The organism is Ochrobactrum sp. P6BSIII, from assembly GCF_014138065.1.
GTDB lineage: Bacteria > Pseudomonadota > Alphaproteobacteria > Rhizobiales > Rhizobiaceae > Brucella.
This window is the reverse complement of the sequence record NZ_JACGXB010000026.1, coordinates 1-25170: the sequence shown is the minus strand read 5'-3', so window position 1 is coordinate 25170 and position 25170 is coordinate 1. Positions and strand designations below refer to the sequence as shown.

Sequence of the window (25170 nt, the reverse complement as noted above, 5' to 3'; positions counted from 1 at the left end):
GTCGGTTCGTCAGAAGGCCAGCGCGAGATAAACAGTGTCGCCTTCCTGCTTGACTGGAAACGTCTGCGTCACGCCTTCATCGGCGCCCTGCGCCTTGCCGGTCGCAAGATCGATGACCCAGTTATGAAGCGGGCAAGTCACGCAACCATCATGAACAATGCCCTGACTGAGTGGGCCGTTCTTGTGCGGACAACGATCTTCGATTGCGAACAGGCGATCGTCGAAAGTGCGAAAGACGGCAATCGTTGTCGATCCGTTTTTCACACAGCGCGACCCCTGACGCGGAATGTCGTCGAGCGTTCCGATAGCAATCCAGTTCCTGACCATCTCGTTCATTCCGCAGCCTCAGCGTTTAAAACAGCCATGGGCCTGAATTCGTGTTTGTCCTTGCCGGAAACACGTTCGGACCACGGATCGACCTGCGCGAATTTCTGCGAAAACACGAAGCGGTTGTAATAGGATAGGCGTTTTTCCGGATCGCCCATGATCTGGCGGCGGATTTCATCGAGACCGATGCGCTTGGCCCATTTATAAATCCGCTCCAGATAACGGGCCTGTTCGCGATACATTTGCGTCAGTGCAACAATATGCTCCAGCGCCTCGTCTTCGGTCTTGACCAGCCCCAGAACTTCAGTGCCCTTAATGTCGAGCCCAGCGGCACCAGCGAAGTGGATTTCGAAACCGGAATCCACGCAGATGACGCCGATATCCTTGCAGGTTGCTTCTGCGCAATTGCGCGGACAACCGGAGACCGCCAATTTCAGTTTGGCGGGGGTCCAGGAACCCCACATGAACTTCTCGATGCGAATACCAAGACCGGTAGAATCCTGCGTGCCGAACCGGCACCAGTCCGAGCCGACGCAGGTTTTCACAGTACGCAATCCCTTCGCGTAAGCCTGACCGGAGATGAAGCCCGCCTTGCCAAGATCAGACCAGACTGCTGGTAACTGCTCTTTTTCGATTCCCAGCAGATCAATGCGCTGTCCGCCTGTAACCTTGACCATCGGGATGGCAAATTTGTCCACTACATCGGCGATGGCGCGCAGTTCGCTGGAATTGGTCACGCCGCCCCACATTCGCGGCACGACTGAATAGGTGCCGTCCTTCTGGATGTTGGCGTGTACGCGCTCATTGATGAAACGCGACTGGTAGTCGTCGGCATATTCGTCTGGCCAGTCGCAGACGAGGTAATAGTTAAGCGCCGGACGGCATTTGGCGCAGCCGCATGATGTTTTCCATTCCAACTCTTGCATGACGGCGGGAATGATCTTGAGCTTTTTCGCCTTGATGAGCCTGCGCACATCGTCATGACCCAGATCAGTGCAGCCGCACATGGGCTGCACCGCCTTGGGATTGTAGCTGTCGCCAAGCGTCAGCGCCATGAGTTGCTCGACCAGCCCCGTGCACGAACCGCAGGACGCGGACGCCTTTGTGTGAGCCCGCACCTCATCGAGCGAGGTCAGGCCCTTTTCGGCCATTGTTGAGACGATTTTACCCTTACAAATGCCGTTGCAGCCGCAGATTTCCGTATCATCCGGCAAGGCTGCAACGGCCGCCATAGGGTCCAGCGGGGTTCCTCCCTGATAGGCCTGTCCGAAGATCAGCGTATCGCGCATCTCCGAAATGTCGGTTGCCTTCTTCTTCAGGTCGTTGAACCAGGTACCGTCTGTCGTTTCACCATAGAGAACCGTACCGATAATCCGGTTTTCCTTGATCACGAGCCGCTTGTAGATGCCCGCCATGGCATCGCGCAGCACGATCTCTTCGCGGTCCGGACCATCGGCGAAATCACCCAACGAGAACAGATCGATGCCTGTGACCTTCAGCTTGGTCGGTGTGTCGGAGTGGGTAAAGGCTGGGGTGTTGTCACCCGCCAAATGTGAGGCTGCCACACGTGCCATTTCGTAAAGCGGAGCGACAAGACCGTAGACCATGCCACCCACTTCCGCACATTCGCCCAGCGACAGAATATTGGCATCGGATGTCCGCATGCCCGCATCCACGACGATGCCGCGATTGACGTCCAGACCGGCCTCTCTCGCCAGGCCAACATTGGGGCGAATACCAACCGCCATCACAACCAGTGTGGCCGGGATGACGGTGCCGTCGTCAAGCTCGACGCCTTCGACCTTGCCTTTGCCGATAATGGCCTTGGTGTTAGCCTTGCAGATGACTTTGATGCCACGCTGCTCAACCGCACGCTGCAGCAGATAGCCGGCCGCAGGATCGAGCTGGCGCTCCATAAGCGTCGGCATGACGTGCAGCACCGTTACATCCATGCCGCGCTGGGCGAGGCCTGCCGCCGCTTCCAGCCCGAGCAACCCGCCGCCAATGATGATGGCTTTTTCACGCGATTGCGCGGCGACCAGCATTGCATCAACATCGTCCAGATCGCGATAGCTGATGACACCGGGCAGGTCTTTGCCTGACACAGGAATAATGAAAGGCACTGAACCGGTGGCAATCACCAGCTTGTCATACCTTTCTGTAACGCCGTGGTCCGATGTCACAGTCTTGGCGTCGCGGTCGATGGCGACGACCTTGTGGCCCTTATAGAGTGTGATGCCATGCTTGATGTACCAGCCATCGCCATGGATGACGATCTGCTCATAGGTCTTCTCGCCGGATAGAACTGGCGAGAGCATGATGCGGTCGTAGTTGACACGCGGCTCGGCGTTGAAAATGGTAACGTCATACTGGTCCGGTGCCTGCTCAAGCAAATGCTCCAGCATGCGGCCCGGCGCCATGCCATTGCCGATTATAACGAGTTTCTCAGCCATAGGATTACTCCGCAGCTTCCACGAAGCGATGGCGCTCGTAGAGGAACTTCAAAACAGCCTCGCGGCATTTCAAATAGGCGCGGTCGGAGGCCAGCTCAATGCGATTGCGCGGGCGCGGAATATCGACATCCAGCACCTCGCCTATCTTCGCCGCCGGACCATTGGTCATCATCACGATACGGTCGGAGAGCAGGACCGCTTCATCCACATCATGGGTGATCATCACCATCGTGTTGCCAAGCCGGGCGTGGATTTCCATGACGGCATCCTGAAGATGGGCGCGGGTCAGCGCATCCAGTGCACCAAAAGGTTCGTCGAGCAGCAGTATTTTCGGTTCCATAGCCAATGCACGGGCGATGCCAACGCGCTGCTTCATGCCGCCGGAAATTTCCGACGGGCGCTTGTCTTTTGCATGCGCCATTTGGACGAGGTCGAGATTGGTCATGACCCAATCATGTCGTTCAGCTCTGGTCTTGCTGGACCGGAAAACCTTCGTCACCGCAAGATTGACGTTCTCGTAGACCGATAGCCAAGGTAGCAACGAATGGTTCTGGAACACTACAGCCCTTTCAGGTCCCGGTGCGTTGACTTCCTTGTTTTCGAGCAGGACCGCACCGGACGAGACCGGCGTCAGTCCGGCAATCAGGTTCAGAAGCGTGGATTTTCCGCAACCGGAGTGACCGATGATGGAAACGAATTCGCCCTTGGAGATCGAAAGATTGATGTCTTTGAGGACTTCCGAGCGGTCAAAATATTTGTCGATATGGTCAAGCTTGAGATAGGCGTTCATATCTCTTCTCCTCAGCTTACAGACGCATTGCGGGTGACAAGTCGACCGACGGCTGCCACGAGCTTGTCGAGCGCGAAGCCGACAAGGCCGATATAGGCGAGGGCGACGATGATGTCGGACAGACGTGAGGAGTTCCAAGCGTCCCAGATGAAGAACCCGATACCAACACCGCCGGTCAGCATTTCGGCAGCTACGATGGCCAACCAGGAGAGGCCAACGCCGATCCGGAGGCCGGTAAAGATATAGGGCGCTGCCGATGGCAACATAATCTTGAAGAAAAACTCAAACTGGTTGAGGCGTAGCACTTTGGCGACGTTGCGATAATCCTGCGGAATATTGCACACGCCGACCGCAGTGTTGATGATGATCGGCCAGATTGAAGTGATGAAGATAACGAAAATCGCCGACGGATTGGCGTTCTGGAAGGCGGCAAGAGATAGGGGCAACCAAGCCAGCGGCGGTACAGTGCGCAGCACCTGAAAGATTGGATCGAGGCCACGCATCGCCCATACCGACTGGCCGATGACTGCGCCGATCACGATGCCAGCAATAGCAGCGAGGCCAAAGCCGTAGGCGACACGTTCCAGCGAGACGAGCACACGCCAGCCAAGCCCGATATCTTGTGATCCGTAGTTAAAGAAGGGATAGACGATCAGATCATAGCTATCCTCCCAGACTTTGGACGGTGCAGGCAAGGATGCATCAGGGGCGGCACAAAGGAGTTGCCATATCCCCAGCAGTACGGCCAGCACCACCAACGGCGGTACGATGTTACGCACGGCACCAAGCGCCAGCGCACTTATATCGAGGCCCGATTTGGGCTGCTTGGCCAACCGGACGACATTACCGGCGGGCTTTGTTGCATTGGGCGTTAGCGGCGTAACGACGGTTTGATCTTTCAGCACGGCGGACATGCAACGCTCCTGTTCGAAGGGAGAGAGACGCGCCGGTTGCGCGCCCCGGATTGGCTCAGGACGCAACCTTGATTGCGAGACTATCGAGATAGGCCGAAGGATTTTCGGGATCGAAGACCTTGCCGTCGAAGAAGGTTTCCTTGCCGCGTGACGTCGATGCTGGAATATCTGCTGCCGCGACACCGAGATCCTTGGCAGCATCGCGCCAGATATCTTCACGATTGACCTGATCGACCAACGCCTTGATGTCTGTGTCAGGCGTGAATTTACCCCAGCGAATATTTTCGGCGATGAACCAGATGTCGTGGCTTTTGAACGGATAGGATGCGCCGTTCGCCCAGAATTTCATTTGCAGGTTGGTGCCTTGCACCACACGACCATTGCCGTAATTGATGTCGCCCTTGAGACGGCCCAGCACATCCTTCGGCGGCACGTTGAACCATTGGCGTTTGCCAAGGATGTCTGCCATTTCTGCCTTGTTGTCCATGCTTTCGCACCATTGCTGGGCTTCCATTACAGCCATGAGCAGGGCTTTTGCGGCATTCGGATTTTTCTCAATCCAGTCGGCGCGCATGCCGAGCGCTTTTTCCGGATGATGTTTCCAGATTTCACCCGTCGTCGCTGCCGTGAAGCCGATACCCTGGTTGACCAGCTGCTCGTTCCACGGCTCACCGACGCAGAACAGATCCATATTCCCAACCTTCATATTGGCAACCATTTGCGGTGGTGGGACAACGATGGTCGAAACGTCCTTGTCGGGGTCAATGCCGCCAGCAGCGAGCCAGTAGCGGATCCACAGATCGTGCGTGCCGCCGGGGAAGGTCATCGCAGCTTTGATCTCTTTGCCATCCGCCTTCTTCTTTTCAAAGGCCGCCTTCAACTTGGATGAATCCAGCTGGACGCCAGTATCGGCATATTCTTTGGCAACCGAAATAGCCTGACTGTCGTAATTCAGTCGTGCCAGCAGGGCCATCGGCACTGGCTGGTTGTTCTGCGTTACCTTGCCGGTATGGATGAGATAGGGAAGCGGCGAAAGGATGTGCGCGCCATCAATGCCGTTCGAAGCGCCGCCCAGCACGAGATTGTCACGTGTTGCGCCCCAGGATGCCTGCTTGGCGACCTCGACATCCGGCAGACCGTGTTTTTCAAACAGGCCCTTTTCCTTGGCAACAATCAGCGGCGCGGCATCGGTGAGTGCGATGAAGCCGAGCTTGGCGCCGCTGACTTCAGGCCCGCTACTTGCTGCAAAGGCTCCGCCGGGAAAGGTCGAGCGAATTGCTGTGAAAAGAGCTGCGGTGGCGCTGGTCTTCAGAATGCTACGCCGGGTGATGCCGGTTCTGGTTTCTGGCCTCTTATGCGTTGTCATCAGCTGGCTTCCCCTATGCTGGCTTGAATTGGGCTCGCTTGAAACTGGGCACAAAAAAACGCCGCTTGGAGATGCATCCCCGAACGAAAGGTTCGGGCTGCAATTCCTTGCGACGTCGGTGTCGTGACAGGAGCGATATCTGGCTCGCTTGTTGCACCGATCGCCGTTGACCGGTGCATAAGTCTTAGAAGCAAGAAGCGTGCCAGAGTTTCAAAATATTTGCAAGTGATTGAAAATACGAAATTAAAAAGGATGAGAAAATAAGCGGACCTAATTCACGCTCCCCTCAGTAAGTCTGTATTTTAGGCGCTTTTGCCGCATTGTGCCGTCTGTGTGCAATCAAATTGGGCATTGGTAGCTCAATCTTCCGACGTGATCGGGGCCGTAGAAGTCTCGCGACGCACATCAAATCCTTGCACGTAAGTCTCTATATCCGACGGGTCGAAGGTTCGGTCATCCATGAAGCTATCTTTGGCACTGATACCTTCAACGGTATTCCCTTCGAAGGGCGAGTGCGAAATGCCAAGAGCTGTACAATAGAGATCTGGTCGGTAGGACTGAGCCGCTTTTTGCTGCGCCGATTGCGATGCCTCTATCTGCCCCCAGCGTACCATCTGGCTATAAATCCACATTGCATCGTTGGGGCGGGGGCAATTGGCAAAACCGGCATGGAAGGTGAAGTAATGTTCGATAACGCGATGATTGCCTTGTGAGTCGAGATTGAACGTTCCGGCGAGCACGTTGCGGACGATCTGCTGTGATACGCCAAGATAACAATTGTCTGCCAGAACCTCGGCAAGCGTGTCGTGATTTTCAGTGCTGTCGCACCAGCGTGCCGCCTTGTCGAGAGCCACAATGAGACGAGATACGGTTTCGGGATGAGTTTCGGCCCATTCCGGACGCATGCCAATGACCTTTTCGGGCGCAGACGGCCAGATGTCCTGCTTGGCAGCAACGATCCGCCCTGTGCCGCGTTCGGAAGCCACCATGTTCCATGGCGCGCCGACACAAAAACCATCGATTGCACCGGTCGCCAGTGCATCCGAGGTTAATGGTGGCGGTACGACGACAAGTCTAACGTCATTGTCGGGGTCGATGCCGCCCGCTGCCAGCCAGTAGCGAAATTCGTAATTATGCGGCGAAAACGGATAAGTGATGGCGAGTTTCAATAGAGGTTCGCCGCGCGATTGCATGTCACGTATTACGGAAGCGAGCGCCCTGGCATTTTCGAGTGCAGTTGCGGTTTCTGCCAGACTGGCGGTTACGCGCATTCTCTCGTAAAGCCGCGCAGAAAGGGTGATCGCGTTGCCGCCCCTCCCCAGAGAAAACGGCGTTATCGTTGGCGATGGGTTGGATCCGAGCCCCAGCATGGAGGCTACGGGCATCGGTGACAGCATATGCGCGATATCGAACTGCCGAAAAGCCAACCGATCGCGGACATTGGCCCAAGAGACATCCTTGACGAGGTCGAGGCTCAGGCCTTCAACTCTTGCGAAGCCAAATTCGGAGGCCGCGATCAGCACGGCCGCGTCGACAAGCGGAATAAAGCCGGCGCGCAATGTCTTGATTTCTTTGCCCGCAATGCTGGCGGGTTTGGTAAGGCTGTTACCCGCTTCAGCAAATCTGTTTGGCATGTTCATCTGCCCATACTCCCGGAATGGTTTCCCCCAGGGTTCAAATTCACCGTCATTTCATCAGTAGTCCGGCTGCAGTCACGATGCTTTGGGCTATATCCGACATTTTCTTTTTCTCGTTCATGGCAGTCTGCCGCAGTAAGGAAAAAGCGTCTTCCTCGGAAAGTCCCCGCATCTTCATGAGAATGCCCTTGGCGCGTTCAACGACTTTCCTTTCCTCCAGTGCGGATTTGGCGTCTGCCAGTTCGCGCTGCAGGCGACTGAAGGCATTGAAGCGACTGACCGCCATATCAAGGATGGGCTTTACCCGCTCCTTCTTCAGCCCGTCCACAATATAGGCGGAGACGCCTGCCTCAACTGCCGCTTCAATGGAAGCGGTGTCGGATCGGTCGACAAACATGGCGATTGGGCGGCTGATTGTACGCGTCAGCTGGAACAGGTGCTCCATCATGTCACGATTGGGGTTTTCTATGTCGATGACAATCACATCTGGATTGAGTGTTTCAATCATCCGGGCGATGCCATGCATCTCATTGATCACGACTACTTTTCCATGTCCGGCCTCTCGCAATCCTTCCTCGATAATCGAGGAACGAATGGCGTTCTCGTCGATAATGAGAATGGTCAGGTCCGCCTGGTTCATGTCGCATTGATGCCGCAGAGCTTCTGCGTTGGCAATAGTTTTATGTCTATTTCGTAATCAATATTGATATTGACTATTATTTAATCAACGGCGGCTGAATTAATAGCAAAATCGCAAGAAGTGCGATGATCAGCGCTTGAATTCTATTCACCTACTTTGGAGAAACGGGGCTGGCATTATCACGGAAGTCGAAAGAACTGTGGAGGTACAAACGAAATGGACGATTCTTGACTGGCAATCATAACAGGTATGTTTTGAATAGTGGACGTCGAAACGCCCACTATTCAAGTCCACCGAGAGCAATGTGATCTGATGGCTTGTGGACGGGTTTGCGAATGCCCGCCTGCTCCAGTAATGGCAGCACAGTGTCGCGGAAATAGGGGAATTCTTCCGCGTAATCGACGAAGGAGAGCGTCGTGCCGGAAAACCCGGCCTTTTGCAGCGATATCAGTCCGTCTGCCACCTGTTGAGGTGTCCCAACCAGTGGGAAGCCGCCATGTCCTGCCGCCATCCGGTCGCGGATCAGCGCTAGGAGATCGTGGGGGAATGAATGGGCGTGGGCGAATTGCAGCTTCACAAGATTGTCTACAGCCACCCAATCGGCATTGTCTTTGCCAAAGTGCTGCAGATATTCAGTGGCCTCCTTCTCGGTCGGCCAGCATACAACGTGAGAGAACGTCAATACACCCACATTTCGCCCTATGTCGGCACCTTTCGCTTTCAGTTCGGCAATTTCGGACCTGGAGCGATCCAGATCGATGGCAGGAGTAAACAGAAAATCGGCATTCCGCAGGGCAAAATCGCGGCCCTGACCGGAACCCGCAGCATTCAGTATCGGCGCTTGACGTGAAGGACGGGGCGCGCCCAGAATGTTTTTCAAATCGAAGAATTTGCCGATATAATCGAAAGCTTCAGTCTTTTGCCAAAGGACTTTTACGATGTCGAACCATTCGTCAGCGTAAGCGTAGCGACTTTCGTGATCGGCGGGCAGGTTGAGCCCTAGTGCTTCGTATTCTGGCTGGTTCCAGCCTGCAACGATATTGAGGCCTATACGCCCGTCGCTGATCTGATCGATTGTAGCGATCTGTTTTGCCACGACGGCTGGATGATTGGCGGCCGTGTGAATGGTCGCGAAAATATTGATGCTTTTCGTCCTGGCAAGCAGGCCCGCCGCCCATGTCATCGTTTCCAGCACATCGCCATGGAAGTTTGTGTCGCCGCCGTAACCGATCCAGCGTGCAATCGGCAGCATGAAATCAATACCAGCATCGTCAAGAAGGCGGGCAAGCTTGAGATTATTCTCCCAGGTATTTTTCCAGCGCTCCGGCACTTTTGTCACCGACATGCCACTAGAACAATTGGATGCGAACGTGCCAAGCAAAAACTGGTTGCCGGCGAACATAGTGTTCTCTGTCATGGCCATATTCCCCTATTATTGTTATAATTTATGATAGAAAGTCTATTTGAAACTTCAAGCTTGTCAATTACCGATCATGCAATCACCATAACATGCGAGGTATCGGAGCGTAGTTCATGAGCAAAAACAAAAAAGATGGCGAACGACATGGGATCGACAAAAGCTGGCATCTTGCTTGCACGCCTCTGGAAGTTAATGTCGCCGAGGTGGAATTTGCCTTAATGCGTGCGTTCGAAGCGTTCGGACGATGGCAAGCTGAATGTTTGGGCTCAGTAATCGATTTGGCGGCAAGCGGCCCGGAAAATGCAATGCTCCACATCATCCGCATGAATGAACGACCTAAATCTGTTAAGGATTTGGCGCGACTTTCGAACCGGGAAGACATTCCTAACATCCAGTACAGCCTGCGCAAGTTGATCGCTGCCGGACTTGTCGAGAAGACTGGAAGCGGTCGTTCCGGTGTCAATTATACCATGACGGTAAAGGGCATAGAGGTGACCGACCGATATGCGGAAGTGCGTAGGTCACTTCTTTCGAACGCCATCAGCTCGATTCCCAATCTACACCATCGGCTCGAGGAAACGACCAGAACACTTGATCTCATGACCGGGATTTATGAGCACGCAGCATTGAGTGCGGCAACACATAGGCGTTTACCGAAAGTGGCAATCAGGTCATGAACATGGGACGCCTTAAACCGGTTGGTTCTTGGCGCGAGACATAAGGCCATGAGCGTGAACGGTTCTGCTGCGCTTATTCTCAAGCTGTTATCCAAAGACAATGCTCACAAGCGCACACGGCGCGAGCCTATAGTATCGACCATACGAGCCGCGGCAGATTGAAACGGGCTACTCGAAATCGTAACGGTCGTGGGGTGAGGTGATAAAGCGATCTTAGCAAATTGAAAATGCGATAAGAATCGTTTGAAAATTTCTTATAACTTCTGGGTAAAACGATTTAAACAATGGGATATTGTGCACAATGCGAGGTGGGATAGATCGATATCTGTATCGTTACAGATATTGTAATTTCCTGTCGAGAATCCGCCTTATTCGGGCAACTTTTTAATGATCTTTCTTCTAATGGCCCGCGAAAAAACAATACATTATTCAATATAATCATTCGCTTATAGCTGAGCCTAAATTATGCGCTTGCATACCGGTTGGTTTTGAATACGATATCTGTAACGTTTCAGATTTGGGAGGATATGAAATGTATCGATTTAAGTTCGCGGCTTTGGTCGCATCGGTGTGCTGCATAGCGACCGGGTCGGCATTCGCGGCCGAACTTGAGGTGACGCATTGGTGGACCTCGGGCGGCGAAGCGGCTGCAGTCAAGGTCCTGGCTGAAAAATTTAATGCTCTCGGCGGCGATAAGTGGGTCGATGGCGCCATTGCCGGCAGCGGCTCTACGGCACGTCCCGTCATCATCAGCCGTATTCTGGGTGGTAATCCGATGGGCGCTACCCAACTCAATCACGGACGGCAGGCGGAAGAACTGGTTCAGGGCGGTTTGATGACCGATCTCACTGAACTTGCCGAAAAGGAAAGATGGGCTGATTTCATTCGGCCAAAGAGCCTGCTTGAATCCTGTACCTTTGAGGGGCGCCTCTATTGTGTGCCGTTGAACATTCATTCGTGGGAATGGATGTGGATCAACCCGCAAGCTTTTCGAGACGCTGGCGCGGAGCCACCGAAGAACTGGAACGATCTCGTTGCTGCGGGACCAAAGCTCAAGGAAAAGAACATTGTGCCGCTGGCTACCGGTGATGGATGGCAAGTAAATGGCATGCTGACGGTGTTAACGACGGCCATCGGTGGTAAGGACCTCTACCTCAAAGTCAATAAGGACAAGGACGCCGACGCAGCGCGCGGTCCTGAAATGAAGAAGGTTTTCGCGGCGCTGGCTGAGGCGCGCGCGTTGGCTGATCCCGGTTATGTCGGCCGTTCGTGGAACGAAGCCACCAATATGGTGCTGACGGGCCGTGCGGGGACACAGATCATGGGCGACTGGGCGCAAGGCGAGTTTGGCACCGCTGGTAAGGTCGCGGGGAAGGACTATGACTGCTTGCCGGGGCTCGGCGTCCACCAATATCTCGACACGGGGGGCGATGCGATATACTTCCCCAAGAACAAGGATCCGGAAGTCACTAAGGCTCAACTCAAACTGGCGAGCATGCTCGTTGCCAAGGATACGCAGGTCGCTTTCAATCTCGCAAAGGGATCATTGCCGATCCGTGGCGACATCGACCTCGATACGGCTTCGAGTTGCATGCGCGCAGGCATTGATATCCTGAAGAATCCGGACAATATCGTGCCGTCGGTTGAACAGTTGCGCGCGCCTGATACGCAGGGGCAGATCGAAAGCCTCTCGGCGGAATTCTTTTCTAATCCCGACATGACGGTCGATGATATTCAGGAACGTTTTGCCGAGATCATCGAGCAGGCGCATTAGCTCAGTTGAAAGATCTGGCGTTGCTTTGAGGAGAGCAGCGCCGGATTTTCTGGCAGTGGGACAGGGAGGATATCATGGCCATTATCGAAGAGGGGAGTCGCACAAAGCCCTCCGGGATGTTTCGCAATTTGAATGCGAAGATCGCCGCTCTTCCAATGATTGCGACTGTTCTCGTGGTCTTTGTGGGTTGCACCCTCTGGACGGTCCTCTATTCCTTCACGTCCTCCAAGTCGTTGCCGGTGTGGAATTTTGTCGGCTTCGATCAATATGTCAGGCTCTTCGGCGCTTCACGCTGGCATGTCTCTGTCCGCAACCTGGCAATTTACGGTGTTCTCTGCATGGGGTTTTCACTGGTGGTTGGCTTTTTGTTGGCGGCGCTGATGGACCAGAAGATCCGCTTTGAGAATACGTTTCGTACGATCTTTCTTTATCCTTATGCGCTGTCCTTCATCGTCACAGGACTGGTCTGGCAATGGATATTCAATCCTCAATTGGGGTTGGAAAAAGTCATCCGCGATATTGGGTTCGACAATTTCCAGATGGCGATCCTGTCAAGCCGTAATTATGTCATCTACGCGATCGTCATTGCCGGACTTTGGCAGATGACTGGACTGGTGATGGTCCTGATGCTGGCCGGATTGCGCAATGTCGACGATGAAATCTGGAAAGCCGCACGTGTCGACGGCATTCCGAAGTGGAAAGCCTATCTCTTCATCATCCTGCCTATGATGCGGCCTGTGCTCGTAACGACAGTGGTTCTGATCGCGACCGGTATCGTGAAACTCTATGATCTGGTTGTCGCCATGACCAATGGTGGTCCGGGGATAGCGTCGGAAGTACCGGCCAAATATGTCTACGACTTTATGTTCGGCTGGGCAAATCTCGGACAAGGGCTCGCCGCTTCGACAGTCATGCTGACGACTGTCGTCATTATCCTCGTCCCTTGGACTATGCTCGAATACAGCCGGAGGAAAGCGCGATGACGGAAGCAGTGCTTAACCGGAAGATCGAGCCTGCGTTGGAGCGAACCGGAGTTCCTGCCGGCGTGGCGCAAGGTCGTGCTGCACAGCCTTGGGGGCGCAAGCCGAAACGGCGTTTTGCCCCTGCCACCATCATGCTCTACTGCATATTGTTCGTAGCCGCTGTTTACTACCTTTTGCCACTCTATGTAATGGTGGTGACCTCATTGAAGGGCATGCCGGAAATACGCCTTGGCAATATTTTCGCGCCGCCCGTTGAAATCACGTTCGAACCATGGGTCAAGGCGTGGAGCCAGGCCTGCACCGGTCTTTATTGTGAAGGTATACGCGCCGGATTCTGGAACTCCGTCAAAATCACGGTGCCAAGCGTCATCGTGTCCATCGCCATCGCTTCGGTCAATGGATATGCGTTGGCGAACTGGAAGTTCAAAGGGTCGGAAGTCTTCTTTTCGATCCTGTTGTTCGGGGCGTTTATTCCCTATCAGGTCATGCTTTACCCGCTGGTCATCATAACGCGGGAGCTCGGCATATTTGGCACATTGGCTGGCGTAGTGTTCGTCCACACGATTTTCGGTATGCCCATACTGACATTACTGTTCCGCAACTATTTTGCCGCCCTGCCGCCCGAGCTCTTCAAGGCCGCACGCGTAGACGGTGCTGGGTTCTGGCGAATATTCTTCCAAATCATGCTGCCAATGTCGGTTCCCATATTCGTGGTTGCGATCATTCTACAGGTGACTGGAATCTGGAACGATTTCCTGTTCGGTGTGGTGTTCGCGGGAACAAAGAATTTTCCGATGACCGTTCAGCTCAACAATATCGTCAATTCGATGCAGGGTGTGAAGGAATATAACGTCAATATGGCCGCCACCATCTTAACGGGCGCCGTGCCTTTGTTGGTTTACTTCTTATCGGGGCGTTACTTTGTGCGCGGTATCGCTGCGGGCGCAGTGAAAGGTTGAACCTTATGAATTTCAGTATTTCCATCCAGGACCTTTCGCTCGATTTCGGCTCGGTCAATGTGCTGCAAAATCTCAATCTGGAAATCAGCGAGGGCGAGTTTCTGGTGCTTCTCGGTCCGTCCGGTTGCGGCAAGTCGACCTTGCTGAACTGTGTCGCAGGTCTTCTCGATATTTCCGAGGGCCGCATCTTCATCAAAGGCCGCAATGTAACTTGGCAAGAGCCCAAAGATCGCGGCATCGGAATGGTGTTCCAGTCTTATGCGCTTTATCCGCAAATGACGGTTGAGAAAAACCTGTCTTTCGGATTGCGCGTTGCAGGCTTACCCAAGGCCGAGATCGCCAAGCGCATCAAACGCGCAGCCGAAATCCTCCAGATCGAACCATTGCTGCAAAGGAAGCCCCAGGCTTTGTCGGGCGGCCAACGACAACGCGTCGCTATCGGGCGGGCGCTTGTTCGCGATGTCGATGTGTTCCTGTTCGACGAGCCGCTTTCCAATCTCGATGCCAAACTGCGTTCCGAGTTGCGTGTCGAAATCAAGCGCCTGCACCAGAAGCTCGGCAATACGATGATTTATGTCACGCATGACCAGATCGAAGCTTTGACGTTGGCAGATCGCATCGCGGTGATGAAAGGCGGCGTCGTCCAACAGCTTGATGACCCGCTGACAATCTATAATCGCCCGAAGAACCGTTTTGTTGCCAGTTTCCTGGGGTCGCCATCCATGAATTTCTTTTCAGGGGAAATCGCTTCGCGAGGCGGCAAGCCGGTCTTTCATATAGGCGAATCCGCGGTGCAGCTCGACGGTTATGACGGCGCGCTGGAACAGGGACGGCAGGTGACGCTGGGCGTTAGACCCGAACATATCAAGCTTGATGTCGCAGATGGCTTCGAGGCGACCGTCGATCTGGATGAGCCGATGGGTGCAGATAGTCTGGTCTGGCTCAAGCTAAACGGCCATGTCCTGGCTGCACGCGTGGAGGCCGGCAAGCGTTATCGGGTCGGCGATAAGGTCCAGATCGGCTTCAAAGCGGATGCACTGTCGCTTTTCGATTCTCAGTCTGAGGAAAGGCTCTAAATGGACAGATACGCACGAGCGCGATAGCGCTTCCATCACATCTGAAACGAGAGACGTTCCAAAGACGACGCGAAGAATTCGCGACGTGAGGGGAGAGCTTGTCTCGTCGAAGTCAGGCTAAAATTCAGGTTCAGGTTCAAAGGATAAAGACATGAATGGTTATTCCTATCAACTCTACAGTTCCCGCAATTTCCAACCTTTAGAGCGAACTTTGGCCATGCTGCGCAATCTCGGCTATAGCAGGGTCGAAGGATATGGCAGCCTCTACGGCAATCCAGCTCAATTGAAGAAAGATCTGGATACGTTCGGACTATCCATGCCAACCGGGCATTTCAGTCTCGATATGCTGGAAAACGAAGTTGACCGCGTTCTGGAGATTGCAAAGGTGGCCGATATGAAGGCGATCTTCTGCCCTTATCTCGACGCAGATCGCCGACCGACGACGGTGTCAGGTTGGCGGGAGTTCGGTAAACGACTAGCGGCGGCAGGCCAGCCCTATCGCAAGGCAGGCTATGCGTTCGGTTGGCACAATCATGATTTTGAATTTCGGGCACTGCCGGACGGTTCAGTTCCGCAAGAACATATTCTTGATGCGTCGCCGGAACTCGCATGGGAGGCCGACATCGCGTGGATCATCAAGGGTGGGGCCGACCCGCTGGAATGGATCAAGCGCTATGGCGGCCGCATCCTCGCAGTGCATGTCAAGGATATTGCAGTGATTGGTGAAAAGGCTAATGAGGACGGCTGGGAAGATGTCGGCCATGGAACAGTCGATTGGGCGGGCTTGTTTGCAGCTCTGCGCAAGACGCCGGTCCGCTATTTCATTATGGAGCACGACAATCCATCGGACGATGCCCGGTTTGCCAGCCGTTCCCTCGAAACCGTGAAGACACTTTGATCTGGAGAAGGAAATGACGAACACACTTGGTGTCGGCATTATCGGTTGCGGAAATATATCGGCGGCTTATCTGCGGCTTGCTCCGATGTTTCGATCGATCGAAATTCGCGCATGCGCCGATATTAATCCAGCTGCCGCCAAGGCGCGCGCTGAAGAATTTGGCATAAAAGCTCAGACCATCGACGAGCTGTTGCAGAATGACGGCATTGATATCGTCGTCAACCTGACTATCCCTGATGCGCATTATGCCGTTACAAAACAGATACTGGCCGCGGGCAAGCATGCCTATTCGGAAAAGCCGCTGGTTTTGTCCATGGAACAGGGTCTGGAGCTGAAGGCGCTCGCCGATGGTCGCAACCTCAAGGTGGGCTGCGCCCCCGACACATTCCTCGGTGGAGCACATCAGCTTGCGCGGCGCGCAGTTGACAGTGGAACTGTCGGGCGCATCACATCAGGCACTTGTCATGTCATGAGCCATGGCATGGAACACTGGCATCCGAATCCGGATTTCTTTTTTAGGCGCGGCGGTGGCCCGATCCTCGATCTGGGGCCTTACTACATCGCCAATCTGATCAATCTGATCGGCCCGGTTAAACGGGTTGCGGCTTTGACGTCAGCCGCGACGCTGACGCGTACCATCCTGTCGGAACCGCGCAAGGGCCAAATTATCTCCGTTGAAACGCCGACCACCATCCATGCACTCCTTGAGTTTGAGCAAGGTGCTACAATTACATTGTCTGCAAGTTGGGATGTCTGGTCACATCGCCACGCAAACATGGAACTTTATGGCACCGAGGGATCGCTATATCTGCCCGATCCCAATTTCTTTGGCGGCGACGTGGAGGTGGTGAAATCAGGCCAAGCTGCTACGACGGTTGAAAATTGGAACCATCCACTTGGCGTTGCGAATGAAGAGCATTCCAACGGCATGATGGCGAATTATCGTACGGTCGGTCTGGCCGACATGGCCGCCTCTATTCTGGAAGGCCGTGACATGCGCTGTTCGCTTGAACGTGCATTACATGGTGTCGATGTCATGCTGGCCATTCTCAAGTCAGGCGAGGAGGGGCGTTTCGTTGACGTTGAGACAACGTGCAGCAGACCTGAAGCACTGGACATTTCAGCGGCCGAAGCTTTGCTACGTCCGGCGCAAGCAGAAGCAAAGCGGGCTGTGAACTAGCTTTAGCAGGGGCTAAATAGTGCAAGCCGTTCCGCATGGCCTGGTGTAGCCGGGTCATCGGAGCGGCTTGTAGCTTAACCACCGATTCTATTATCCTATCGTCTGGAGCGTCTTTATATCCGCGCCGTTGATACGCCCCAAAATCGCCTTGCCAAGCTGTTGCCCCGCCAGTTTGAAACTCTCCTCGACCACAATCAGGCCGGGGCGAAACCAGCGTAGAATTTGGGTAGACTGCTTTGCCGCAACGTCAACGTCCTGGCCAATATTCAATCCGGCATCTTCAATGCCTGCGACGACTGCGAGTGCTGCGGCGCTCCCTGAACATATGACGCCATCAGGTCGATCAGGGCTCTTCATCAGATTGGCGATATAGACACGAAGATTGTCAAGTGGCGTATCGAGATCGACACTTTCCAATGGCGAACCCACGCAACCAAATTCCCGCAAGCCTTCATGAAACCCATTGACCATATGGCGATAATAGGTCAGCTGTGCTGGCGGGGCCAACAGTACAAGTTTCTTTCGTCCGCGAGCGCAAAGCTCCCCCACCACCCTTCGGGCAAATGCTTGATTATCGAAGTCGTGATATGGATGATCGATGCCTGCATCCGTTCGCCCATGGGTGGCGAATGGAAAGTCATGCTCGATCAGATAGTGCACGCGCTGGTCGTCGGGTTCGGTACGTGAAAAAATAATCCCATCCGCGGAGCCGGTCTCAACGATATAGCGTATTGGCTCAATGGGCGCTCTGGAGTCGAAATACGGGGTCACGATCAAATGATATTGGGTCTCAGCCAGAACGTCGGCCACGCCATGAATGACCTGACTGGTAAAGCCCATGATTTCGTCCTGTGTATTGAGGACAAGTGCGATCACATTCGTTTTGCCTGTGCGCAGGCGCACGCCCGCCCGGTTGGGACGATAACCAATCTGGCGCGCAATAAGCTGAACACGTTTTCGGGTTTCAGGTCCGATTTCGGGAGCATCTTTTAAAGCGCGCGAAACCGTCGTGACACCGAGTCCGGTCATGAACGCGATTGTCTTTAACGTAGGCCGGTCATTCTCTGGGAATGATGTTCCCGAATGTTGCTGCTTCGAAGCGCCAGAACCTCGTTTGTCATTCATGCGCATTCTGTCCAAAACCCAAGTTCAATAAAGGAGTTAGCCCCAAAATCATATTCTGCAGAACGCAGAACGACAAGGATTAGTTGAAGCGCTTGTAATGTAATCTATTCGTCCGCGACGACGAATATGGAATTTAGTTGTCGCTATGAGGAAAATTTGATGATGCGGTGGAGATGAATGAACGCTGCATGGACGGTTTATAGGCTGGCAGCAGCAACGCACAAAGAGGCTTAACAAAGTGCGATTTCAGTCTGCGGCCAAGCAGATTATTACACGAAAAAGAGAGAAGTGACTTTGATCTGCTCTGCCTTTGATTACCGACAGTGTGAGGAGTTCTCTGGTGCTGCCGCGAACTCTTCGAAAACTGCTGTAACCTCCAGTCCTATGGTTCAAAGCCGCTGAGAAATGGGAGCACGGTCCGCTGCACTGTCGTTTTCAGCCAGAGGCCGGTTGAACCGCCATGGAAGACCAGACGCTGCGGCCCGAAATAGGCGGCCCGGTGACGTCGATCACATCGTTGAGCAACGACGACCATCCGGGCATTGGCAACGCATTGCCGTTGATGCAACCGAATCCTGATTTTACTTGTCGGTTCTCTGCAATCGCGGGCCGTTACATGTGCTGGGTACCGGGCGCTCATGTTCTCGACTTTGAATCAGAAACAGAAATTCGCCACCAAATTTGCTCCGCTTACCAAAATTCCGGTTGGACCCGCCGGATCCCCTGTTGAACCAGAAATGCGGCGGCGGGGGCCCGTCGATTTGAATTCTCATGCTGACACGGCAAATGACCCGCCAAAAGATTAGCACGTTGCGCGGCGCGCAAAATGACGACGTCAGCTTTTGAACAGATTATCGCTTTGCCATGGCGGGACGGAAGAGGGGAGGTCGTCCAGGATCGACCAGTGTCAATTTCCGCGCAGCAAAGCTAATGTGACAACGTGCATTGCCAAGGGAGGAACGCCAATGCCCCGATTTCTGGCTGTCTATACGATCAATCCGGAAGACCTCGCAGCCTTTCGACGCCTGTCAAAAGCCGAGCAGGATGCGGTCGATGCCAAGGGAATAGCCCAATGGATGGCATGGGAAGAAAGCAATGCAGCAATCATCGTTGATCGCGGCGGCATGGTGGGGAAGACGACGCGGGTGACAAAGCACGGCATAGCAGAAGCCAAAAACCCGTTCTGCGGTTATCTCGTAGTGGAAGCTGAAACCGCCGAGGCTGCGGCCAAGCTGTTTCTGGACCATCCGCACATCACGGTGTTTCCAGGTGATAGCATCGATATCATGCCCTTTGTGACATAACTTACTGCATCCATTCCTCGGCTGCCTTGCCGCATTGCACGCTGCCGAACGGGAACCAATCATGCGGGGCGTTTAGTCACGAGAGTGCTGCATGATTGGCGGGCTGAAATGACATTTCCATTTGCGGAAAAGGCGAATGTCACAGCACAAAATTTACATGCTCTTGCTGCTCGCGGATCTTGCAGCTGCCGAAGCCTGGCATACGAAACTGTTCGGTTGCGGGCCTGATAACAGACCGATGGGAATTTTCAGATTACATAAACCAACGCACCACTGACGCTCAAGAGCGCGACGACGATCCACGGCTGGACTTTCCAGACAGTGAGCAGGAGAAACCCGGTCAACGCCAATGCGAAATCCCGTGGTGAAAAAACCGCACTTGTCCAAACCGGATTGTAGAGAGCTGCGCCCAGGATGCCAACGACGGCGGCGTTCGCGCCACGCATGGCTGCCTGAGCGGTCGGGCGCAATCGCAACGCATCCCAGTAGGGGAGCATTCCGTAGACCAGTAGAAGACCCGGCAGGAAGACGCCAACGAGCGCGATGGAAGCCCCCGCTAATCCATGAGGTGTCGGCCCCATGACCGCGCCGAGATAGGCAGCAAAGGTGAACAGCGGTCCTGGTACAGCCTGCGCCAAACCGTAACCGATCAGGAAGGATTCGTTCGTGACCCAGCCCGGTGCCACCACCTGTGCCTGCAGCAAGGGGAGCACGACATGTCCTCCTCCGAACACCAAAGCGCCGGAACGATAAAAAGCGTCAAACAGTGCTACCGCCTGATGGCCGGTCGTCATGACCAGCAACGGCGGGATCACGAACAGCGCCAAAAATAAAGAGAGGGCTACCGCCGCATGGCGACGTGAGACCGGAAAGCGGAGATGGCCCGTTGGCTTGGAAAGTTCACCACGGCAAAGCCAGAGCCCGGCAATGGCTCCTGTCGCGATCGCACCGATCTGGCCCAACGAGCCGCCAATGAACACTACTATGGCGATCCCCGCCAAGGCAATTCCGGCCCGTTCCCGATCGGGGGTGAGGCTTTTCGCCATGCCCCAGATCGCCTGCGCTACCACGGCAACGGCGACCAGCTTCAAACCATGCAGTACACTTTCAGCAGCAGCTCCCTCAAATGCCGCTGCACCGAGCGTGAAGGCAAACAATATTGCGACCGACGGCATCGTGAAAGCGAGCCAGGCGACCAACCCGCCGAGCAACCCATTACCGCGCATGACACCGAGCGAGAATCCGACCTGGCTCGAAGCTGGCCCGGGCAGGAACTGACAGAGTGCGACTAGATCGGCATAACCTTCCTCGTCGATCCACTTGCGGCGCACCACCAGTTCATCGCGGAAGTAACCAAGATGAGCGATTGGCCCACCGAAGGACGTCAGGCCGAGCTTGAGGAACACGCGAAAGACTTCAAGAACGGATCCTGTAGCCGGTCGCGCGGTAGGCGCTGAATTATCGTGGGCGGTCATCACGATCTCCGGACGATGCAAACTTCGTCAATGGGGCGAACGCAGGTAAAATGGCTCAGCGATTTTCTAACATTTCGCCGATCAATTCGCGGACCTTGCCGCGTACCATCTCCAGTGCCTCCCTGCCGAGTGGCGTCGCCCGATAGATGTGCCGGACGGAGCGGCCGGCACGTTGCTTTTCGGAAGTGAGATAGCCCTTCCTCTCCATCGAACGCAGCATCGGATAGAGCGTCCCTGCACTCAGCTTGTAGCCATGATGGGCCAACTCTTCGATCATCCACTGCCCATAGACCTCGCCTTCGGCCGCATGATGCAGAACGTGAAGGCGAATGAGTCCACTCAACAGATCCTGATGTTCCATATGCCCACATGATCCCCATGCATCCATTCTATCGAGTACCGTTATCGATTTTCGATAATATCGAGTGAGTATGTCACTTCAATGAACGAGCTGCACATCGAGAATTTCGGCAGAGGCAAGATTCCGATCTCCCATTTCTGCGGCAGAGGGCATCTAACGTGTAACGTGCGATGTCACAAAAATTCTCAAACAGGCAATGCAACAGGCCTGAAATTAATGTCGGGGTTCGGCGAAAAGGCCTCAACCATTGAACGGCTGCGATTGAGGTCGGAAGTTGCCGGACGGCTTTGCGCTTTACTGTAGACATTCACGTAGCATAACGCCTTCCTCGACGCAGTCGTTCCCGCGATCATGCTGTCGACATCCGTGAAAGGGTGGTATCCGGATTGGCAGGTTTCGGACGGCTACGTCGTGACGCTGACTTTTTTGGTGAATGGAGGCTCGAGAATCTTTTTACCTCCAATTTTGCAATTTGCATCCCCTCTTCAAGCTGATGTCAGCCGAACAAAACTGTTCAACTGCGGTAGCGCACGGCCTCGACGAACGCGGTGAATACGGAAGAGTCATGCCGCCTGTGCGGATAGTAGAGGTGATAGCCCGGCAGGTCGGGCGTGAACTTGTCGAGCACCCGTGTCAGGCGGTTGGATGCGAGGTGCGGCTGAACCTGGTCGAGCGGCAGATAGGCGATGCCGTGACCTTCCAGCGCGGCGTCGAGGATCAGGTCGATTGTGTTCAGGACGAGCGGCCCATCTACGCGGACGCGCGTCTCGCGCCCGCCACGCATCAGTCTCCACCTGTTCAGTGTGCCGGAGGTCGGTAGCCGCAGATTGATCGCGCGATGGTCGACGAGCTGCACCGGCGCGGTGGGGACAGGGTGCGCGCGAAAATAGTCCAGCGAGCCGACGATGGCCATCGGGATATCCGGCCCGATCCGCACGGCGATCATGTCTTTCTGCATTTCTCCACCGAGCCGGACGCCAGCATCAAAGCGATCAGCCACCACATCGGCAAAGCCGTAGTCGACGGTGATCTCGACCGATATGTCCGGATTGTCGGGCAGCAGCCGCTTCATGGCGGGAAGCAGCAATGTCTTGGCCGCATGCTCGACCGTGGTGATGCGGATCGTGCCGGAGGGCCGGTCGCGCAGTTCGCCGAGCGAGGCGATGGCCCCGTCGAGATCGTGCAGCATCGGGCCGAGGGTTGCGAGCAGCCGCTCCCCGGCGTCGGTTGGCGCGACGCTGCGCGTCGTGCGCGACAGGAGCCGCAAGCCCAGCCTCTCCTCGGTGCGCCGCACGATTTGGCTGAGCGCGGATTGAGCCATGCCGAGACGGGTAGCCGCCTTGGTGAAGCTACGCTCCTCGGCGACCACCACAAACGCCGCCAGATCGGCAATCTCATCCCGTCTCATTCATCACCACCGTGATAAGGCCAAGCGTAATTATCCCTCTAATCGAGACAATTGTTTTGTCCTAGATTTTCTCCATCGGCAAGGGGCATGCGATCTCACATCGAAAAGGAACCGAAACCATGGGCAAGATCAGCTTCAAGAACTCGAACAATCCCACCATCACCATGTCAGCGGTGATCAACTTCCCCGAAGGCTTCGACGAGAGCAAAATCTATCCGACCATCGTCGTCTCGCATCCCGGCGGCGGCGTGAAGGAACAGACGGCCGGCACCTATGCGGCCAAGCTCGCCAGGCTCGGTTTCGTGACCATCGCCTATGATGCCTCCTATCAGGGCGAAAGCGGCGGCGAGCCGCGCCAGCTCGAAAACCCCTATATCCGCACCGAGGATGTCAGCGCCGTCATCGACCACCTGACGACGCTGCCCTACGTGGACAACAACCGCATCGGCGCCATGGGCATCTGCGCCGGCGCCGGCTACACCGCCAATGCGGCGATCCAGGACCGACGCATAAAGGCGATCGGTACTGTCAGTGCCGTCAATATCGGTTCGATGTTCCGCAACGGCTGGGAAAACAACGTCAAATCCATCGACGCCCTGCCTTATATTGAGGCAGGCTCGAACGCCCGCACCGAGGACGCGAAGGGTGGCTCCGTGACGATGCCGCTGGCTCCGGTGAACGAAGCGGACGCGCCGAACGAGGAGCTTCGCCAGGCATGGGAATATTACCACACCGCCCGCGCCCAGTGCTCGACCTCGCCGGGCGTTGCGACGCTGCGTAGTATGAACCAGATCATTACCTACGATGCCTATCACATGGCTGACATTTATCTGACCCAGCCGATCCAGATCGTCGCTGGTAGTGTCGCTGGCAGCAAGTGGATGAGCGACGACCTCTTCGACCGTGCCGCCAGCACCGACAAGGCGGTCCACATCGTCGAGGGCGCCAACCACATGGAACTCTACGACGGCGAGAAATATGTCGACGAGGCCGTCTCGGTGCTCGCGCCGTTCTTCACGGCCAAGCTCTCGGCCTGAACCATAGCAGCGTGGTGAACGTCATGCGGGCCGGCATTGTCCGCCCACATGGATTGCGCACACCCCTCACAAGGAGAACGACATGAAAACCGTCCAAATCCAGAACCCTGACATGGCCTGGCATATCGCCGCCAACATCCTGTTCCCGCCGACGTTCGACGAAGCGAAGACCTACCCCACGATCGTCAGCGTCCATCCATTTGGCAGCTGCAAGGAGCAGACCTCGGGCAATGTCTATGGCAAGGCGCTCGCCGAACAGGGCTTCGTCGTCATCGCCTATGACGCCAGCTTCCAGGGCGCATCCGGCGGCGGCCCGCGCTGGATCGAAAGTCCCTCCCAGCGGGTCGAGGACATTAGCCATGTCATCGACTATGCGGTGACGCAGCCCTATGTCGATACCGACCGCATCGGCGTGATCGGCGTTTGCGGCGGGGGCGGCTATGTGCTCAACGCCACCCTGACGGAAAAGCGCATCAAGGCCGTCGTCGGCATCACCCCGGTCAATATTGGCCGTCTCTTCCGCGAGGGCTTCAGCGGCTACAACCCGCTTGGCGCTCTGGAAGCGATGGCGGAGCAGCGCACCAGGGAAGCGCGCGGCGGCGAACTTCAGGTCAACGAACTGTTGCCCACGAGTCCGCACGTTGCCACGCTGGCCGGTCTTACCGAACGCGACGTGTTCGAGGCGACCGACTACTACAAGACACCGCGGGGCCAGAAGGAAGGTGGCTGGACCCGGATGCTGTTCAGCCATGCTCAAAAGACCTTGGCCTGGGACGCATTCGCCTTTGCCGAGACGTTGCTGACCCAGCCGGTGATGGTCGTGATCGGCCAAAAGGTCGGCGCGTTCGGGGCATTCCGTGACGGCATGGAAGCCTATGGCCGCGCCGTCGCCTCAAAGGATCGCCAACTCGTCTCACTGGATGACTGGTCGCATTACGATCTCTACGACAAGCCGGAGCCGGTCGGCTTAGCGCTCGATAACCTGGTGCCGTTCTTCAAACAACACCTGGCCTGAGCGTTTGCGGCGGGGCCGCTCGCCGCAAACCGATCTGGAAATGAATAATAAGACAGGAAACGAAATGACCAATGTGCTCATTCTCGGTGCCGGTGGGCAGGTCATTCAGCCCCTATTTATCTGTCAGACTGCGGAAGCAATCGCTTCGGTGACTACCGAACCCAGGCCGACCGCTTCATCGTCTCGAAACCGTCGGACGGCTTCGCGCCCCAATTTCGGTCATTGGAATAACTGTCGGGCACACCCAAGAGCGGATATACTGCCTGCGTCTCAATAAATGCCTGTGAAGGGGTGGTTTCACCCGACGGCTCTTGGAATTGCGATAGATACGCTGTCTGTTGGTGACACAGT

Annotated in this window: 24 protein-coding genes; 11 read left to right on the top strand and 13 right to left on the bottom strand. The window is 55.3% G+C overall.

Annotation, left to right across the window (positions count from 1 at the left end; translation table 11 throughout):
* Positions 1-9 precede the first annotated feature (9 nt).
* The 8 genes from nirD to FHW00_RS23215 form a co-directional block, all read right to left on the bottom strand.
* On the bottom strand, positions 10-336 hold the full coding sequence (nirD, locus tag FHW00_RS23250) for a nitrite reductase small subunit NirD (RefSeq protein ID WP_078341059.1): 327 nt from the start codon (positions 334-336) through the stop codon (positions 10-12).
* Entirely contained in the window at positions 333-2780 is a 2448-nt protein-coding gene (gene nirB / locus FHW00_RS23245; protein WP_182514701.1) for a nitrite reductase large subunit NirB, read from the bottom strand. The genes nirD and nirB overlap by 4 nt, the downstream gene beginning before the upstream one ends.
* Positions 2781-2784: 4 nt before the next feature.
* Entirely contained in the window at positions 2785-3570 is a 786-nt protein-coding gene (locus FHW00_RS23240; RefSeq protein WP_078341060.1) for an ABC transporter ATP-binding protein, read from the bottom strand.
* 11 nt (positions 3571-3581) lie between these two features.
* Complete coding sequence (ntrB, locus tag FHW00_RS23235) at positions 3582-4484, bottom strand: nitrate ABC transporter permease (RefSeq protein WP_078341061.1); 903 nt, start codon at positions 4482-4484, stop codon at positions 3582-3584.
* 55 nt (positions 4485-4539) lie between these two features.
* On the bottom strand, positions 4540-5850 hold the full coding sequence (locus FHW00_RS23230; protein ID WP_078341062.1) for a CmpA/NrtA family ABC transporter substrate-binding protein: 1311 nt from the start codon (positions 5848-5850) through the stop codon (positions 4540-4542).
* Between the two features lie 359 nt (positions 5851-6209).
* Complete coding sequence (locus FHW00_RS23225) at positions 6210-7490, bottom strand: CmpA/NrtA family ABC transporter substrate-binding protein (RefSeq protein ID WP_078341063.1); 1281 nt, start codon at positions 7488-7490, stop codon at positions 6210-6212.
* A gap of 46 nt (positions 7491-7536) precedes the next feature.
* Positions 7537-8127 (bottom strand): ANTAR domain-containing response regulator, encoded by a 591-nt coding sequence (locus FHW00_RS23220; RefSeq protein WP_078341064.1) that lies wholly within the window; start codon positions 8125-8127, stop codon positions 7537-7539.
* A 280-nt stretch (positions 8128-8407) separates the two neighbouring features.
* A complete protein-coding gene (locus FHW00_RS23215) occupies positions 8408-9550 on the bottom strand; it encodes an LLM class flavin-dependent oxidoreductase (RefSeq protein WP_078341065.1) in 1143 nt (380 codons plus the stop codon).
* Between the two features lie 110 nt (positions 9551-9660).
* Here FHW00_RS23215 and FHW00_RS23210 point away from each other — a divergent pair, with 110 nt between their 5' ends.
* The 7 genes from FHW00_RS23210 to FHW00_RS23180 all read left to right on the top strand — a co-directional run bounded on the left by FHW00_RS23210 (position 9661) and on the right by FHW00_RS23180 (position 17094).
* The gene (locus FHW00_RS23210) at positions 9661-10224 is read left to right on the top strand and encodes a winged helix DNA-binding protein (protein ID WP_078341066.1); all 564 of its coding nucleotides are present in this window, start codon (positions 9661-9663) and stop codon (positions 10222-10224) included.
* Between the two features lie 532 nt (positions 10225-10756).
* Positions 10757-11998 (top strand): ABC transporter substrate-binding protein, encoded by a 1242-nt coding sequence (locus tag FHW00_RS23205; RefSeq protein WP_078341067.1) that lies wholly within the window; start codon positions 10757-10759, stop codon positions 11996-11998.
* Positions 11999-12072: 74 nt separating this feature from the next.
* The gene (locus tag FHW00_RS23200) at positions 12073-12981 is read left to right on the top strand and encodes a carbohydrate ABC transporter permease (protein ID WP_078341068.1); all 909 of its coding nucleotides are present in this window, start codon (positions 12073-12075) and stop codon (positions 12979-12981) included.
* The gene (locus FHW00_RS23195) at positions 12978-13940 is read left to right on the top strand and encodes a carbohydrate ABC transporter permease (RefSeq protein WP_078341069.1); all 963 of its coding nucleotides are present in this window, start codon (positions 12978-12980) and stop codon (positions 13938-13940) included. The genes FHW00_RS23200 and FHW00_RS23195 overlap by 4 nt, the downstream gene beginning before the upstream one ends.
* Positions 13941-13945: 5 nt before the next feature.
* Positions 13946-15016, top strand: a complete 1071-nt coding sequence (locus FHW00_RS23190; protein WP_078341070.1) for an ABC transporter ATP-binding protein — start codon at positions 13946-13948, stop codon at positions 15014-15016.
* A gap of 151 nt (positions 15017-15167) precedes the next feature.
* Positions 15168-15914, top strand: a complete 747-nt coding sequence (locus tag FHW00_RS23185; protein ID WP_078341071.1) for a sugar phosphate isomerase/epimerase family protein — start codon at positions 15168-15170, stop codon at positions 15912-15914.
* A 13-nt stretch (positions 15915-15927) separates the two neighbouring features.
* Positions 15928-17094: a Gfo/Idh/MocA family protein gene (locus FHW00_RS23180; protein WP_078341072.1), complete on the top strand. Its 1167-nt coding sequence runs from the start codon at positions 15928-15930 to the stop codon at positions 17092-17094.
* A gap of 90 nt (positions 17095-17184) precedes the next feature.
* Here FHW00_RS23180 and FHW00_RS23175 read toward each other — a convergent pair whose 3' ends face one another.
* Positions 17185-18219, bottom strand: a complete 1035-nt coding sequence (locus tag FHW00_RS23175) for a LacI family transcriptional regulator (RefSeq protein WP_078341080.1) — start codon at positions 18217-18219, stop codon at positions 17185-17187.
* A 460-nt stretch (positions 18220-18679) separates the two neighbouring features.
* On the opposite strand from FHW00_RS23175, the gene FHW00_RS23170 reads away from it, so the two are divergent.
* On the top strand, positions 18680-18949 hold the full coding sequence (locus FHW00_RS23170; protein WP_139364451.1) for a hypothetical protein: 270 nt from the start codon (positions 18680-18682) through the stop codon (positions 18947-18949).
* A 235-nt stretch (positions 18950-19184) separates the two neighbouring features.
* Positions 19185-19523, top strand: coding sequence for a hypothetical protein (locus FHW00_RS23165; protein WP_078341073.1), 339 nt, complete (start codon positions 19185-19187; stop codon positions 19521-19523).
* A gap of 248 nt (positions 19524-19771) precedes the next feature.
* Here the strand turns inward: FHW00_RS23165 and chrA are convergent, their stop codons facing one another.
* The 3 genes from chrA to FHW00_RS23150 all read right to left on the bottom strand — a co-directional run bounded on the left by chrA (position 19772) and on the right by FHW00_RS23150 (position 22767).
* The gene (gene chrA, locus FHW00_RS23160; RefSeq protein WP_078341074.1) at positions 19772-20998 is read right to left on the bottom strand and encodes a chromate efflux transporter; all 1227 of its coding nucleotides are present in this window, start codon (positions 20996-20998) and stop codon (positions 19772-19774) included.
* A gap of 55 nt (positions 20999-21053) precedes the next feature.
* The gene (locus FHW00_RS23155) at positions 21054-21359 is read right to left on the bottom strand and encodes a PadR family transcriptional regulator (RefSeq protein ID WP_078341075.1); all 306 of its coding nucleotides are present in this window, start codon (positions 21357-21359) and stop codon (positions 21054-21056) included.
* Between the two features lie 514 nt (positions 21360-21873).
* Complete coding sequence (locus FHW00_RS23150) at positions 21874-22767, bottom strand: LysR family transcriptional regulator (protein WP_078341076.1); 894 nt, start codon at positions 22765-22767, stop codon at positions 21874-21876.
* Positions 22768-22886: 119 nt separating this feature from the next.
* On the opposite strand from FHW00_RS23150, the gene FHW00_RS23145 reads away from it, so the two are divergent.
* Together FHW00_RS23145 and FHW00_RS23140 are read left to right on the top strand one after the other, a co-directional pair.
* A complete protein-coding gene (locus FHW00_RS23145; RefSeq protein WP_078341077.1) occupies positions 22887-23804 on the top strand; it encodes an alpha/beta hydrolase in 918 nt (305 codons plus the stop codon).
* A gap of 82 nt (positions 23805-23886) precedes the next feature.
* Positions 23887-24819 (top strand): alpha/beta hydrolase, encoded by a 933-nt coding sequence (locus FHW00_RS23140; RefSeq protein WP_078341078.1) that lies wholly within the window; start codon positions 23887-23889, stop codon positions 24817-24819.
* A 152-nt stretch (positions 24820-24971) separates the two neighbouring features.
* Here the strand turns inward: FHW00_RS23140 and FHW00_RS24455 are convergent.
* The coding region (locus FHW00_RS24455) for a hypothetical protein (protein ID WP_210276627.1) at positions 24972-25170 on the bottom strand (199 nt) is incomplete at its 5' end.